9 protein-coding genes are annotated in these 13,984 nt (G+C 47.4%); 5 read left to right on the forward strand and 4 right to left on the reverse strand.

The features are described from left to right. A partial coding sequence (locus tag HUJ19_RS12240; RefSeq protein WP_290624511.1) for a hypothetical protein occupies nucleotides 1-95 on the reverse strand: 95 nt, incomplete at its 3' end. 177 nt (nucleotides 96-272) lie between these two features. Here HUJ19_RS12240 and HUJ19_RS12245 point away from each other — a divergent pair. After that, entirely contained in the window at nucleotides 273-2,069 is a 1,797-nt protein-coding gene (locus HUJ19_RS12245; protein ID WP_290624500.1) for a DUF3592 domain-containing protein, read from the forward strand. Between the two features lie 279 nt (nucleotides 2,070-2,348). Here the strand turns inward: HUJ19_RS12245 and HUJ19_RS12250 are convergent, their stop codons facing one another. After that, on the reverse strand, nucleotides 2,349-4,268 hold the full coding sequence (locus HUJ19_RS12250) for an LTA synthase family protein (protein WP_290624502.1): 1,920 nt from the start codon (nucleotides 4,266-4,268) through the stop codon (nucleotides 2,349-2,351). Nucleotides 4,269-4,433: 165 nt separating this feature from the next. On the opposite strand from HUJ19_RS12250, the gene HUJ19_RS12255 reads away from it, so the two are divergent. Further along, a complete protein-coding gene (locus HUJ19_RS12255) occupies nucleotides 4,434-4,934 on the forward strand; it encodes a LuxR C-terminal-related transcriptional regulator (protein ID WP_290624503.1) in 501 nt (166 codons plus the stop codon). A 352-nt stretch (nucleotides 4,935-5,286) separates the two neighbouring features. Here HUJ19_RS12255 and HUJ19_RS12260 read toward each other — a convergent pair whose 3' ends face one another. Both HUJ19_RS12260 and cfa read right to left on the reverse strand, forming a co-directional pair. Beyond that, nucleotides 5,287-8,163, reverse strand: coding sequence for a vWA domain-containing protein (locus HUJ19_RS12260; RefSeq protein WP_290624504.1), 2,877 nt, complete (start codon nucleotides 8,161-8,163; stop codon nucleotides 5,287-5,289). A 253-nt stretch (nucleotides 8,164-8,416) separates the two neighbouring features. Next, nucleotides 8,417-9,568: a cyclopropane fatty acyl phospholipid synthase gene (gene cfa / locus HUJ19_RS12265; RefSeq protein WP_290624505.1), complete on the reverse strand. Its 1,152-nt coding sequence runs from the start codon at nucleotides 9,566-9,568 to the stop codon at nucleotides 8,417-8,419. A gap of 462 nt (nucleotides 9,569-10,030) precedes the next feature. Here cfa and HUJ19_RS12270 point away from each other — a divergent pair, with 462 nt between their 5' ends. From HUJ19_RS12270 to HUJ19_RS12280, 3 genes are all read left to right on the forward strand, one after another. Next, complete coding sequence (locus HUJ19_RS12270; protein WP_290624506.1) at nucleotides 10,031-11,077, forward strand: NAD(P)-dependent alcohol dehydrogenase; 1,047 nt, start codon at nucleotides 10,031-10,033, stop codon at nucleotides 11,075-11,077. A 607-nt stretch (nucleotides 11,078-11,684) separates the two neighbouring features. Beyond that, a complete protein-coding gene (gene dbpA / locus HUJ19_RS12275; protein ID WP_290624508.1) occupies nucleotides 11,685-13,067 on the forward strand; it encodes an ATP-dependent RNA helicase DbpA in 1,383 nt (460 codons plus the stop codon). A 321-nt stretch (nucleotides 13,068-13,388) separates the two neighbouring features. Next, nucleotides 13,389-13,934, forward strand: coding sequence for a hypothetical protein (locus HUJ19_RS12280; RefSeq protein ID WP_290624510.1), 546 nt, complete (start codon nucleotides 13,389-13,391; stop codon nucleotides 13,932-13,934). Nucleotides 13,935-13,984: the final 50 nt, after the last annotated feature.

Consider the following 13,984-nt stretch of genomic DNA (forward strand, 5'->3'; position numbering starts at 1 on the left):
TTAACGTATTCAATCTGTTCATTAACATGGGCAACGCAGCCATGTGGGTGTGCTGTGGTACATACGAAACCACGAACTTTAGGCTTAATAACCATAAAAACTAATCTCCGGACAAAAATATGGCCGTATTGTACCGTTTTTTGCGGGCAAAGAGGTACTACCAAAGTGAACCAGGCCTGCCTAAGATGAGACAAAGTTCAAATCTATGCTATTCTTCGATAACTTGTTGAATTCACGATTAATAATAAGAATGCAATTGGGGTTGCAAATCAATGAACGTATCAATTAACAATAAAAAGCGTGGTAATAAGTCTGGTGCTGGTTGTTTAGCGGCTTTTGGCTCGATATTTTTCATTGTTGGTGTAGGTATCTTTTTATGGGGCCTGGTATCGATTTATGATGCTTTTCAGGCCCGCAACTGGCAGCCGGTCGAAGCGACCATCACTCATGTTGAACAGGTAATATCGCGCGGCGACGACAGCACGACTTACGGCGTAAAAGGAAGTTTTAATTATGAATATCAAGGTAAGCGCTACACTTCCAACAAACTCAATTTCTATACCGGCACCGATAACATAGGTGATTACCAACAGGATTTTTACCGCGAACTACAACAGGTAAAAAATAGTAAGCGAACCATTACCGCATACGTTAATCCAGATAATCCTGCCGAGGCTGTAATTGATAAAGACATCCGCTGGGGTATGTTAGGCTTTCAATCAATATTCCTGTTGGTATTTGGTGGAGCAGGGCTTGGCATCATAATCGCAAGCCGCTATGTGAAAAAGAAGGCAGCAAAAGAGCATCAGTTACAGCAGCTCTTTCCAGAAGAGCCTTGGAACTGGAAGGAAGAGTGGCAATCCAATCGCTTCAAGGCAGATACCGGAACTGGATTTAAAGTGTTGCTCGGCTTCGCCATCTTCTGGAATCTTATTTCCATACCCGCATCAGTTATGGCGATGATTGAATTCTTCAAAACCTTCGATTATCCCACCCTGTTTGTTCTATTATTCCCGCTGGTTGGCATTGGTTTAATGATTGGGGCCTATGTCGCTTTCATGCGCCATAAGAAATACGGCACCAGTGAACTGATTTTACAGCAAACCCCAATCGCCATTGGCGGAGTTAATCGCGGCACCATTGAAGTACCCAATGACCAGGCCAATAATCAGTCATTTGGTAAGCCGTTAGAGGCAGTTGTTACGCTCACTTGCCAACGTAAAATCACAACGGGAAGCGGCAAAAACCGCAGCACCAAAACAACCATTGTCTGGCAGGATGACCGCAGAGTGCGCTCCACGATAAAGGGACATAACACCTCAAGCTATGCTTTTGAATTTAAGGTTCCGGAAGGGCTTCCTCAATCTGATGACTCCAATCAGAATAACCGAGTAGAGTGGGTACTGCAGATCGAAAGGAAACAGCCTGGAATCGATTTGAAATTACAATTTATGGTTCCTGGATATGTGGTCGCGCATCGCGTTGCGCTTGAAGCAGCTGAAACGGATCTCTTTGCTTCAGGCTTTGATAGCTCAAGTGAAGCAGGATCAGGCGGCCAAAATCATTTGGGAAGCTGGAAAAATTTAGGCCTTGAAGACTCGATTACCTCGCAAGGTAATCGTTATTATTTTTCTGCTTTTCGTCATGCCAGCTTCGCTATCAGTATGATCATTTTCGGTTTGATTTTTGCTTCGATAGGCATTGGGGTTAATGTATTCGGTGATGCCCCGATTATTTTCTTAATTGTATTTGGTGGCTTAGGCATATTGATTTTTATCCTCGGTTTAAGGCAATTAACCTATAAAAGTGAAGTGACCGTAAGAGGCGGCCAATTGCAAATTTCGTCAGGTCATTTATTGATGTCTGCACCAAGAGTCATACAACGAAGTGAGATAGAAAGTATCACAGCAAACAGTAACATGAGTGTCGGAAATAAGCAGGTCTTCCACGTTACTGCAAAGCTGACCGATGGCAGCAAAGTCGTGCTGGCTAAGAACTTACTCATGCGCAGTGATGTTGAATCCTTTATCGAAAAAATCAAAAACGAAATAGGCATAAGGAAGGATTGATACGACTATTAATCTTTATGCGGGGGGTTGTGCTGTTTGAAGGCGCTTCTATTCTGTGTAGGGACAAGGGTTTGCCCCGTTGGGTACTTATGAGTTGTCCGTACGTAAAGATGTACTCAGTAGTAGGGTGGGCCTTGGCCCACCAATTAACACCCATCGAGTAGACTCTGTCGTTCTGGTTGACTCATCTCAAAGGGCTTAATTCTTTGTACGGACAAGTCATGACTTGTCACTACGTTCGAGTCACGCAGCCACAGCCCCTATCAATAGCTTTCGGTCTCAATTCAAACGATACTTCTGTTTATCATAAGCCCAGCTGGCAAATTGAGCATAAGCCAGCGCCAGCAATTCTTGCTCAGGATCTTTCATAGGCTCTTTGCCAAATTTCCCACCAGTGTATGGGTAAGTTATTGGCTGTTGATTAGGACGCAGAATAACCACTTCCTGCCCATCCCAATAAGCCTGATTATCACCATACTGCATAATCGCTCGGCCTTGATAGTTGACGGGTAGCTGAGTTAAGTCATGTCCCAGCATCGGTACCTGATGATCGATACCTAATAGCGAAAGTAAAGTGGGCGCCAGATCAATTTGACTAACCAGTGTGCTATCAATTTTAGGTTCTATATCCGGGCTGATAATAAATCCTGGAATGTGGAAATGATTGATAGGCACCAGGGAATCGCCCCATACTCTGGCATCATGATCAGCAACCACCATAACCACAGAGTTTTCCATCATGCCTTTCGCTTCGAGTTCTTGTAGGAATTTTCCCAAAGCATAGTCTGCATATTTAACTGCGTTATTTACCGTCTGCTTAGGTTCTTCATAAAGCTCAATTTTGTCATCCGGAAACTCAAACGGCGTGTGGTTAGTGGATGTAAAAATCAAACTAAACTTAGGTTGTTCTGGTTTTGTTTGCAGATAGGTTAACGCCTGACTAAAAAGATCTTCATCACTAACGCCCCAGTTGCCGACAAAAGACGGATTGGTATAATCATTTTGATCGATAGTCAGATCAAAACCATTGTTCAGAAAAAATCCCTTCATATTATCGAAGTGACTTTCGCCGCCATAAATAAAACTACTTTCGTAACCGTACTCTGAAAGAAGCCCGGCCAGGCTGAAAAAATTACCCTGTGCTTTAGGTAGCTTCAATACTGGGCGAGCAGGCGAGGGCAAAAAGCCAGTGGTAATGGCTTCTAAACCACGCGCAGAACGAGTGCCTGTTGCGTAAAGGTTTTCGAAGAACCAGCTTTTGTCGCGCCACTGATCAATATTCGGGGTTAAAGACTTGCCACCCAAGGACCCCACGAACTGAGCGCCAAGGCTTTCTTCAACCACAATAATCAGGTTGCGCTTCTGAAAAGGTTGGCTTGGCGTCAGTTGATGCAAACTCGGCATATCAGAAGGCACAGATTGACCTAAGGCTTCTGTTTGCTGGCGAATAATGTTCAACATTGTTTCTTCAGGGATTTCACCGTACAGCTTGGCCGCGGAAGATTCATTGCCCATTTGATACAGAGCATACATGACACTGTAGGTTGAGTTCAGAGGTAAGGTATTGAGCATTCGGTCATTGGAAAAGGCAACCATTGCCGGGTTAATCGGACGGTGTTGAATACCGGAGCGAGCACCAAGCAACAGCAATGCCAGCAATGGCAGCATTAATAAAGAGCTGGCTGGGCTGAATACAGCAATCTCACCGCGATGGCGTCTTAGCCAATGACGAGTGAGCCAGCCAGTTGCGACTAACAGAAGTGTGCCAATGACCAGCTCAAGCAGGTAGCCATTGAACAACATTCCAAATACCTCATTAGGACTGCTGAGATATTCGAAGAATAAACGATTGGGGCGTGTGTCGTACTCGCTAATGAAGGTCGGTGTCGATAGCTCCAGCAAAACCAGCAGCAACAGAATCACCCAGCAATAGACCTTTATAGCTCTTGATAACCAATGACCTTTAAGCGGAGTCAGTGTATGGAGAGCTAAGGCCAATAGTGGCAGGAATAGCAGCTGCGACAAAGTCGCCAGATCAATGCGTAAGCCACCGATAAAAATAGCCAGAATGTCATCAGCCCCCTCAATTCGTGGCCATTGCCATAACACAAAAGCGAAACGAGAAAGCGTCAAAAGGATTAGAGCAAGCAAAAAGAACTGCCCTAAAAAGCAAAGCTGTTTGCGAATAAATAGCGTCATGCGATTAAACCTGAATTGATATAGGTCAATCATGGGGCCTGGCAGGATTGCGACAATGGACAAAAGACCATGGCCCAGACAAGCGCTATTGGAGATAGGAACTTAAATAGGGTACATTTGTCTATACAGCGTCTTTTATGAAAATAAACAAGCTAAGGTATCACATTGAAAAGTAGCAAGATTTGGTTCTTAATCGCGTTTTTGACGATCATCATTGCATTCGATATTTCCGATCTCTATACCGATATCACTCTCAAAGCAAAAGTTGAGCATTTATACGTCGAAGCCTTCATGATTCTGGTCACAGCGCTGGTTATCATCTACCTCATCATGCAGGTCGTTCGCCAGCGAACGGCTGTGGCAGGTCTCGAAAAAGAATTGCAGGAAAGTAAACAGCTACTTCAGGAACAGAAATCGCAAATGCAGGAAGCGCGTAAAGAATACAGCGAAGTCATTCGCAAGCAATTCGACGAATGGAATCTGACCGGTAGTGAAATAGACACCGCTTATCTGCTACTTAAAGGCCTCAGCTTCAACGAAATAGCAGAAGTCCGCGGCATTAAAGAAAAATCCGTCCGCCAGCAAGCCTCGCAAATATACCAAAAAGCCAACCTACCCGGACGCCACGCCTTCGCCGCCTGGTTCTTCGAAGATTTTATGGGGTAGAAGGACGCCATAATCTATTAATATATTGTAGGGCAGGCTCGTTGGCCTGCCCCTACCTCGATAGGCCGGCTATCACTAAACTCTGTCATCCTGTGGTACCTAAAGGTATTTCATAATCCAGCGACTTTAGTTTTTATAGGATGGGTTAGGCAGAGCCGTAACCCATCAAGAAGGGCAGATTCCAAATCTAGTTTGGAATGACAATCCTTAAAAATAGTGCATTTTCTACCGACATGTCATCCCGAATTTAATTCAGGCGACCGAAGGGAATCCCTTTAGGGAGTCTGCCCTTTTATCTTGGGCAGGCACACTGGCCTGCCCCTACCAAGACTCTAAGCCACTTTAAAGGCAGTTAAACAAGCAGAAGAATAATCACCAGAATTAACAGCAATATAATCAACAACCATAACCACCAATTATTACTGGAGCCACCACCTTCACCAGGCTTGGTGACAGATACTGTTGGTCGGCCGGGTTGAGTAATACCAATGCCGGGTTGATAACCGCTGTGTTTATCATGTTCAACATTGACGCTGTAACTTCCGTCGCCATTATCTTTAACTGGCTCAAGTACTTTGCTTCCTGGTATATCGGACAGAGTAAAGTTGTCAGCTTGGCCCGGCCCGAGCAGATTGCCCAGCGAATCTTGTGGTGTAAAGATAATTTTAACTTTATTACCATCCAGTTCGGTAACGACCAGCGAGTCTAAAGTGGCCGCTGAATCGACGCGGGTAGTAACAAAAGCAGACCATGAGGTTTCACGCATACCTTTGCAATCGTGACCATAGTGCCCGACGCAACGGAAGGTGTAAGTCCCAGGGCGAGTAAATAGATTGGTAAACTCACGGCCCCAGGGGCCATTGTGCTCAAAATTACCATTGACCTCGCGATCCTGGCTTAAGTCGAACCATTGCTCTTCATAGCTGATGGCCGGCGCTCCGGAATCTTTCTCAAGTTGGAGCAGGGTTGCTTGCACTGGTGGAATGATATCGCCTTGAATTTCCAGAGGTGCTTTTAAACCAGCTTTACTGATGAGGTTACCAAATGATTGCTTGGGTTTGGTCACAGACAGCTTGACGGAACCATGATGAACACTGCGTCCGTTAGGATAGCTGAGTCTAACTAATGGAGTGAAACTTTCACCAGTATAATAATGACGCTTGATATTTAGCGGTTTTATTACTGGCCCTCCAGAAGCAATGACATTCATAAAGTAACGCAGAGGAATGGCTGGAGGAGGGAACTCACCACTGCCTTTGGGGCGTTTAAAGGTAACCGACCAGCTGCCTTCGCGTTGCCCAGAAAACGGAAGCGGAATCTTGATGAATGACCAGGTGCGGCCAGAGCTTGATTCGATGCCAGCCGTCGAAGCGGTAATGGTATCTCCGTTGGGGGCTTTGGCAATGATGTTGAGATGTCCCTCAGGCTTGTCCCAGCCAGCAACAATGGTGAGCATTTCTTCATCACAAACCTCAAAGCTCATGGCTTCGGTTTCCTCTACATCGCGCGGAAGCTCAAATGTAGGATCGATTAAGGTGCCATCTTCAAAAATGTCACCAAAGGCTAAAGCGAAGAATTTTTTCAGCTCCAGACCATCGCCAGCCCGAGTATAAGCACCGCCAGTAGATTGGGTTAAATCCGACAGAAGACCTCCATTGAGATTAGCCTCGGTGCCAAGGCCAATGGCATGAATGCGTGTGTCGCCAATATCGTTGGTTGCTGTCTCGATCATGGGAGGTGTGTTCTGTAAACCGTCGGTCAGCAAGAGAATGGTTTTGGGATTGGCGCCGCCCATGAGTTCGCTTTGCGCCTTATCAATACCATCACCAATACTGGTCCAGCCGTCCGGAATCATATCGCCGACTGCGCCACCGGAATAGGGAGCAGGGCCAATCAATTGGCTCTTCTTGCCGGGATTTAAGTTGCCAATACCTTCGTCAATTGAGGCGCTCGTTGAGAAAGATACCAGCCCCATACGATGTCCCGCACCAGACTCGACCAGTTGCACGAATAAAGATGCCGAATCTTTTGCTTCATCCATTTTTGACTGGCCAGTTCCCGCGTCGCCAGACATGGAGCCGGAGCGATCAATCACTAACATAATGTCCTGATCAGGAACGGGTGTTGGTGCTGTCGCAATATCGTTAAGTACTGAAGGTGAAGGACAATAATGCAGGTTGCAGTCGGTACCGTAAGACAGCACGCCCAGATAACGCCCCATCATATCAAATAGACCCGAACCGGAACTGCCACCACTAACATCAATATCAACACCAACCGAGCTACTGCTGGCACTATTAACCGTTTCCACATCAGTGTGTTTAGGCGCTACTTTTTTGGTTGCGCCATTAGGGTGATGAATGCCGAAAACTTGCTCGCCAATGGCGGGTAAACTGTTGCGCATGGGAATGACAGGAATGCCCAGGCCACCCGGAGGAATGTCCAGTTTTAAAATTGCATAATCCAATCCCGAACCATCAGCCCAGCGATATTTCAGGTAACCGGTGACTTTATGAAATATCGGATTATAGCTGCCCGATACGTTACCCATGCAGTCCGTTTGATAATCAAACGTTACCGAGCTGGTAGGCCATTCGTTATCGATATCCCCCAGGCAGTGTCCAGCCGTAATAACTGTATCCGGACCGATTAAAGTCACTGAGCAGGTTGATACAGAATTACCATGAACGGTAACGATCATACCGCAACTTTGTGCTACTTGGCGGCGGATATCCGCGGCAGGTGCGCATTCGACATTTTCCCATTCTGGCGGTGTGTTACAGAACCAGAAAGGATCATAAGTAGGCTCGGAATAGCTACCGCTAAGTACAAATGGATCACTGTTGGAGATGCCAGCCGAGTCTCCCGGCAAACTCTCGCCGCGACCATATTCGCTTAACTCGACGCCACCGCTTAAGCTGCCGTCGGCAATGTAGCGGATCGGAATACCGCCCGGAAATTGAGTATGGTTGATAGGGCGAGTCCAGAATTGGTCGCCTGAGTTCTGGTCAAACGTATCAGTACCATAGCCCAAATCTACCTCAACGCGATTCCCAGCCGGAATATCAGCTGAAGTAAAATGCAGCATGACGAACTTAGTGCCGCCAGGCGCGGGCGTGTGGGAAAATTCGTGAAGCCAGGTGGTGCCTGAGTCGGCGGGTTGCCCGGAATCTGGGCCTATCTGAATTGCAGGTGCGACAGACTGCACCGTTCCAGTGTTGTGTGACATGATAAACTCCTTTTATCATTGTGAAGGTAACAGCTTGGTAAATAATATGGGTGGGTAGAGCTGTAAGCTGTTGAAATCCTTCTGTTATTAATACGTTTCCTAAAGGTTGGTTAAGTCCATTGGCTGAACAGCCCGAAAAATTAACTAACCTTTATTAAAGGGTAGAACTTAAGCTAACTCTTGTCCAGTACATTTTTTGTACAGCATGAAGCTGTCGATATGATCTAATCGATACGAGCCAATCGATATGAATCTAGCGAACCGAATAATAACGCCCAGGCCGATTTCGCTTCGCTAAAACTAGTTGCCACAACTGACCATTCTTAGAGCGGAAAAATCCCGCACTACAATGCAGGTAATATTTCCACATTCGATAAAACCGCTGACCATATTTGTCGGACAGACTGCCCCATGCGTTGTTAAAATTTTGCCACCAGGCCATCACTGTCTTATCGTAATCAGGGCCAAAGTTGTGCCAGTCTTCGATAACGGAGCGGTCATCTAACGCTTTGGTCATTTGTAACGCGGAAGGGATTTTGCCGTTGGGGAATATGTATTTATTGATCCAGGGGTCGATTCTGGCGGTGGTGCGATGCAGTCCAATGGTGTGCAATAAAAACAGACCGTCATCTTTTAATAATCGCAAAGCAGTATCGAAATAGGTCGGATAATTTTTCGGACCAACGTGTTCAAACATGCCGATAGATACAATCTTGTCGAACTCGCCGTTAAGCTCTCGATAATCCTGTAGCTCGATAGTAACCGGCAAACCCTCGCAGCGTTGGCGGGCTAATTTTTGTTGCTCCCTGGAAACCGTAACTCCGTGCACAGAAACGCCATAATGCTCAGCAGCATACTGCGCAAAGCCACCCCAGCCACAGCCAATATCCAGCACTTTTTCACCGGGTTGTAATTCCAGCTTGCGGCAAATCAGATCCAGTTTATCGATTTGGGCCTGCGCAAGGTTATCGGCCTTCGCCCAGTAACCGCAGGAATAATTCATGGTCGGATCGAGCATCGCCTCGAAAATATCGTTGCCAGTATCGTAATGCTTCTCGCCGACTTCATAAGCGCGAGCACGTTTCTGGCGATTAACGATCTTCTGAAGTAGCGCCTCGCCAATCACCCTGAGCCGCGCCATTCCCGTCAACTTCTGCTCAATATCAGCCCTTAGCAAACGGGTAAATAACTCATCCAGCGCAGCGCATTCCCACATACCGTCCATGTACGCCTCGCCTAGCCCCAGTGAACCCTGCGTCAGAATACGGCGATAGACCTGCGAGTCTAAAACCTGAATATCCCACGGGTTAGAACCATTAAAACGAACGCCAGCCTCAGCCGCTAAATCCACCAGAATCGCAGGTGGCTCCACCTGAGCGCGCGAATGACTTGAAACATCGTTCACATTGACCTCCTATCAAGCTGATAACCCTTCGGGTACAGTAACCTATGGGTAATCAAAGGTGCAAGTGAGTAGATCATAAACCGCGTAGTGGGGGGAGGGGTTCTTGCCTGTTTTGTAGGCCCTTCCATTCTTTGTACGGACAAGGGTCTGCCCCGTTGGGTGCTCATGAGTTGTCCCTACGTTTGTGGGCAGGCACACAGGCACTGCCCCTACCAAGATAGCTTGCCTATCACTAAACTCTGTCATCCCGCGGCTTGACCGCGGACAAAATCGCAGGGAGCGATTTTGAACAGCGAAGCTGGCCTTTGGTGAAATACATGGATGTATTTCATAATCCAGTGACTTTATTCTTTGGTGGGCCAAGGCCCACTCTACGGATCTAAAACCCCCATCAATTTCACACGCCTTTCATGCGAAAGTGTTATCCTCTGACGGTTAACAAATGACACCAAGGAGACAGCTATGAAAGTAGCCGCTTATGCAGCTCCCTCATCAACCGAAGATCTCGCCCCATTAGACATCGAGCGCCGTGACGTTGGGGAGAATGATGTCCTCATTGATATCGAATACTGCGGCGTATGCCACAGCGACATCCATACCGCGCGCAACGACTGGCACGGAACAAAATACCCAATCGTCCCCGGCCACGAAATCATTGGTCGCGTTCTCGAAGTGGGTAAGGGTGTGTCCGAATTCAAAGTCGGTCAATTAGTCGGCGTTGGTTGCATGGTTGATTCCTGTCGCCATTGTCACTCCTGCGATGAAGGCCTGGAGCAGTATTGCGAAAACGGCATGGTGGCCACCTACAACAGCGAAGATCCTGTCTCCGGCGGCATTACCCAGGGCGGCTACTCCGACAAAATTGTGGTCGACAAAGATTTCGTCCTAAGCGTCTCGGAAAAGCTCGACACTAAAGCCGTCGCGCCACTCTTATGCGCAGGCATCACAACCTACTCACCACTACGCCAATGGAACGTCAAAAAAGGCGATAAAGTCGGCATCATCGGTTTAGGCGGCCTCGGTCACATGGGCGTCAAACTGGCCAAAGCCATGGGCGCACATGTGGTCATGATCACAACCTCGCCCGACAAAGGCAAAGACGCCAAACGCCTCGGCGCTGATGAAGTCCTCATCTCCAAAGATAAAGAGGCTATGAAACAACAGGCCAACAGCTTCGACTTCCTGCTCAACACAGTACCGGTCCCGCACGACGTTAATCCTTACGTTGCGCTACTCAAACGCGACTGCACCATGGTCATCGTCGGCGCCATCGCACCATTGCCCGACATCCACGGCGGTGGCCTGATCATGAAACGTAAACGCATCGCCGGATCACTCATCGGCGGCATCAAAGAAACCCAGGAAATGCTCGACTTCTGCGCCGAACACAACATCGTCTCCGACGTAGAAATGATCGACATCCAAAACATCAACGACGCCTACGAACGCGTCATTAAATCCGACGTCAAATACCGCTTCGTCATTGATATGAAGTCATTGAATCAATAATTCTTCGGTAGGGGCGCAGATCCTGCCCTTTGGGTGCCTGTGTGTGCGCCCATCTCAAAGGCGCTTCCATTATTTGTAGGCTGGTGATGAACGAAGTGAATCCCAGCATTCTATGCATAATCCAGTGACTTTAAAAATTTGATAAAACGCTGGGATTCGTAACCTCATCGCCAGCCTACGAAAGAGGTTTTCTGTACGGACAACTCATGAGTTGTCCCTACGATTGGGCAGGCACACAGGCGCTGCCCCTACCAATCTCAAAGGAAGTGAACAATCATAAGGCGTGTCATTCCCGCGAAGGCGGGCGACCGTAGGAAGTGCCTGTGGTGAATCCATTCTTTTAATCTTGTAGGGGCGATTTATGAATCGCCCGTACCAAGATAGGCTACAACCCACCAATAAAACCCCCATCCCCCAAGATACCCCTTTATCATCTCCCTTCAGCTGTATATAATTCGCACAGCTTAAGAGCCTTGCTTCTTTCCCAAACTGCTTCATCCATATCAGTTCCGACAGATTCACACAGCTCTATCATGTTACCGTGCGCTTGCGGCGTTTCTGTAACGACGACGATTTCGACTTTCCAGAACAAAACCAGGATATACCCATGAGCCACGCTGCTTTTTCGACCCTTGCTTTACAACCAGCCTTAATCGCGAATCTTGCTGATTTGAACTTTGAACAAATGACGCCGATTCAAGCGGAGGCTTTGCCGCAGGTTCTCGAAGGTAAGGATGTGATTGCGCAGGCGAAAACCGGCTCCGGTAAAACGGCGGTGTTTGGTTTGGGCATTCTGGAAAAACTGGACATCAAAAACTTCTCGGTGCAATCGCTGGTCTTGTGTCCGACGCGTGAACTGGCCGAGCAGGTTGCCGAAGAGATTCGTCGTCTGGCGCGTCCTATCGCTAACGTCAAAGTATTAACCGTGTGCGGTGGCACGCCATTGCGCCCACAGGCAGATTCATTAAAATTCGGCGCGCATATCGTGGTCGGAACGCCGGGCAGGGTGGTGGATCATCTGGAAAAACAGACCATCGATTTATCGAGCATGACCACCTTCGTTCTCGACGAAGCCGACCGCATGTTAGACATGGGTTTCCAGCCAGCGCTGGACACCATCATCGAAGAGTTGCCGCCTAAGCGCCAAAACTTATTATTCAGCGCCACCTACCCGAAACAGATTCAATCCATCGCTGAGCGCGTGATGACGCAACCGGTATTGGTGCAAGCACTGGCCAAACACGACAACACCAGCATCGCGCAGGACTTCTATAAAATCAGCGATGAAGGCGAGCGCACCGTCGCGGTTCGATTGTTGTTACTCAAACATCGCCCCGACTCAACCGTGATTTTCTGTAACACCAAGCGCCACGTTAAAGAACTGACCCAGGAACTGAAAAACTACGGCTTCAGCGTTCTCGCGTTGCATGGCGATCTCGAACAGAAAGAACGTGACCAGGCCCTAATCCGTTTCGCCAACAACAGCGTATCCATCATGGTCGCCACCGACGTCGCCGCCCGAGGCCTCGACATCGACTCGCTCGATCTGGTTATCAACTACCACATCGCCAGCGATCCCGAAGTGCATGTCCACCGCGTCGGCCGAACTGGCCGCGCCGGCAACAAAGGCCACGCCTGCTCAATCGTCATCAACAAAGAAAGCCACAAACTCGCGCGCCTCGCCGAATACCTTGAACAGGAAATCACCACGCAACCATTGCCCGACACCAAGTTATTGAAAGAACCCACTTTCAGACCACCAATGTCCACTATCCAGATCGACGGCGGCAAAAAACAGAAACTCCGCCCCGGCGACATCCTCGGCGCACTAACCGCAGACTACCGAATCGAAGGCAATGACGTCGGCAAAATCCAAGTCGCCAACAGCTGGGCCTACGTCGCCGTAAAAACCGACATACTCGAAACCGCAGTCCAACTGCTCAACAACGGCAAAATGAAAGGCAAGAAATTCAGAGCGAGAAAGATCTAGAGCTTGTCACCCAAAGGTTTGTCATCTGACCCACATGGATGTGGGGAATGCAGTGGCAATTCTGGGAGAATTGCCTGCCCGTGCGAAAGTCATAATCTGCTCTTTAGATCCCAATTATCCAGTGACTTTAGTTTATATAGGATGGGTTAGCGTAGCGTAACCCATCAAACAAAACAGATTAAGAGAACAATCCTCAACTCAAACCTCTCCCAAATCACAACCCCCCAACATCCCCATTAATGCATTTGTGCATTAAATGTACAGTTGTAAAATAATGTGACGTAGTATACATTGTTTCAAACAATTGAGAGGGAGCTTCAAATGATTAAAAGAATAGATCCTGGGAAAACGCCTTATTCAGAGCTGCATCACCTATTTAGATTCGATAGCCAACAAGCATTAGAACGTAAGAAAGCAAGGCTCTTCCCAAAGGGAAATAGTGAAAGCGAAACTTCCACAGTATCCATATTTCTAGCAACCTTAAGCGCTGTAAAAGAATTCAGAGAAGAGTTATTCCTTAGTCTTGGCATAAACAAGATAACCAATAAAAACATCCAGCTTCATGTCTTTACTGAGCTTTTCAACCATACAAAAGAAAGTCGCCCTGATGGCCTAATAGTCATTACCAGTGGTAAACATTCACCACTCATTGAGTGGGCAGGCTTTGTTGAAGCCAAGGTTAAGCATGAAGAAATCGAGAAAAGACAAATAGAACGCTACATTGATTTTTCTCGTGATATTGGTATCAATGACCTCATTACAATATCCAACCAACTCGTTACTTCTCCTACCGATAGTCCCGTCAAAACAGATAAAAGATCATTTAATTTATACCACTGGTCGTGGGCCTACATAAAAGTAATGTAGTGGCAAACTAAATTTGGCCACCTAATTAGAGGTGTTATTATGCACCAAGA

This window comes from Kangiella sp., from assembly GCF_014762745.1.
GTDB lineage: Bacteria > Pseudomonadota > Gammaproteobacteria > Enterobacterales > Kangiellaceae > Kangiella.

Coding starts and splice junctions, on each gene's coding strand:
- HUJ19_RS12250 (WP_290624502.1), bottom strand. CDS start 4,268: ATGACGCTATTTATTCGCAAACAGCTTTGCTTTTTAGGGCAGTTCTTT.
- HUJ19_RS12245 (WP_290624500.1), top strand. CDS start 273: ATGAACGTATCAATTAACAATAAAAAGCGTGGTAATAAGTCTGGTGCT.
- dbpA (WP_290624508.1), top strand. CDS start 11,685: ATGAGCCACGCTGCTTTTTCGACCCTTGCTTTACAACCAGCCTTAATC.
- HUJ19_RS12270 (WP_290624506.1), top strand. CDS start 10,031: ATGAAAGTAGCCGCTTATGCAGCTCCCTCATCAACCGAAGATCTCGCC.
- HUJ19_RS12260 (WP_290624504.1), bottom strand. CDS start 8,163: ATGTCACACAACACTGGAACGGTGCAGTCTGTCGCACCTGCAATTCAG.
- HUJ19_RS12280 (WP_290624510.1), top strand. CDS start 13,389: ATGATTAAAAGAATAGATCCTGGGAAAACGCCTTATTCAGAGCTGCAT.